Source organism: Neisseria sp. P0021.S005, from assembly GCF_051956955.1.
Map to the genome: position 1 here is coordinate 1 of NZ_JBQCWY010000767.1, position 1,403 is coordinate 1,403.

Sequence of the window (1,403 nt, forward strand, 5' to 3'; positions counted from 1 at the left end):
TGGCGCGTGGTTCTGTACCAGGCTTCGGCGGTTTCGACGCGGACGGCGGCTTTGGCTTCGACTGCGCCTTTGCAGGCTTGGGCGAAGTTGTAGTTGGAGTAGCCGAAGAGGGTGGGGACGCGGCAGGAGATGGGTTCGATGATGTTTTGGCAGCCTGCATCGACGAGGCTGCCGCCGACGAAGGCAATGTCTGCGCTGAGGTAGTAGGCGGCCAGTTCGCCCATGCTGTCACCTATCCAAACCTGTGTATCGGGGGAAACGGGTTGTCCGTCGCTGCGTTTTTGCACGGTATAACCAAGCGATTTAGCGGTATCGTAGGCCGTCTGAAAGTTTTCAGGGTGGCGCGGTACGATGACCAGCAAGGCATTGCCGCGGTAGCCCTGCCATGCTTTGAGGAGCAGCTCGGCTTCGTCTGTGCCTTTGTACACGCGCGTGCTGGCGCAGACGACGACGGCTCGTGCGCCGATGCGTTCTTTAAAGGCGACGGCAAGCGGGCGCGAGTCATCGGGGGGCGCGATGTCGTATTTGGTGTTGCCGCAAACGTGGACGTTGGATGCGCCGATGAGGTGCAGGCGTTCGGCATCGGCGGCGGTTTGGGCAAAGCAGCCGGAGAGGGTCTGCATGGCAGGCTCGACCAGCTTGCGGATTTTGAGGTAGCCGCGTTGGGATTTTTCGGAGAGGCGCGCGTTGGCCAAAAAGAGGGGAATGCCTGCTTCTTGGCAGCCGTGCATCAGGTTGGGCCAGATTTCGGTTTCCATCAAAATGCCGCAGATGGGGCGGTGTTCGGCTAAAAATCGGGCGACCCATTCGGATTTGTCGTAGGGTAGGTAACGGCATTGCGCATCAGGGAACAGGGATTGCGCGGTGGCGCGGCCGGTCGGCGTCATTTGGGTAATCAGAAACGGCGAGTCGGGAAAATGGCGGCGCAATGCCTGCACCAAAGGTTCGGCTGCACGCGTTTCGCCGACGGATACGGCATGTATCCAAATCGGGCATTGTACGGGATTGGGATACGCCTGCCCGAAACGCTCGCCCCAATGCTCGAGATAGGCTGGGGATTTGAGGGCGCGGCGGCGCAGGTGGCGGCGGATCAGGAAGGGGGCGAGGTGCCACAACGTGGCGTAAAGGCGGCGTATCATGCTTACGGGTCTTGTGTCGGAATAGGCCTATTTTATCGGAAACTGAAACGGAAGATATAGCTTTGATGCGTGTTTTACGCAAAGGAAACAGGCCGTCTGAAAGGTTTCAGACGGCCTTTAATACAGGCATAAAAGCGTTTACTTCACTTGCGCCATATATTTTTTCAGACGGCCTTTGCTTTGCATGGCGCGGTTTTCCATTTCATCGACAACGGCTTGCGCTTTGGCTTTGTTCACCGGTTTGCCGACCTGAATCACGCCGCT

The 1,403-nt window shown here is 58.2% G+C and carries 1 protein-coding gene and 1 pseudogene; both read right to left on the reverse strand.

The genetic code is table 11. From position 1 onward, the window contains the following. On the reverse strand, nucleotides 1-1,139 hold a 1,139-nt coding region (gene waaA, locus ACTHUE_RS19120; protein ID WP_440424183.1), incomplete at its 3' end, for a lipid IV(A) 3-deoxy-D-manno-octulosonic acid transferase. 138 nt (nucleotides 1,140-1,277) lie between these two features. Beyond that, a pseudogene (locus tag ACTHUE_RS19125) lies at nucleotides 1,278-1,403 on the reverse strand (pseudoazurin); the annotation flags it as partial.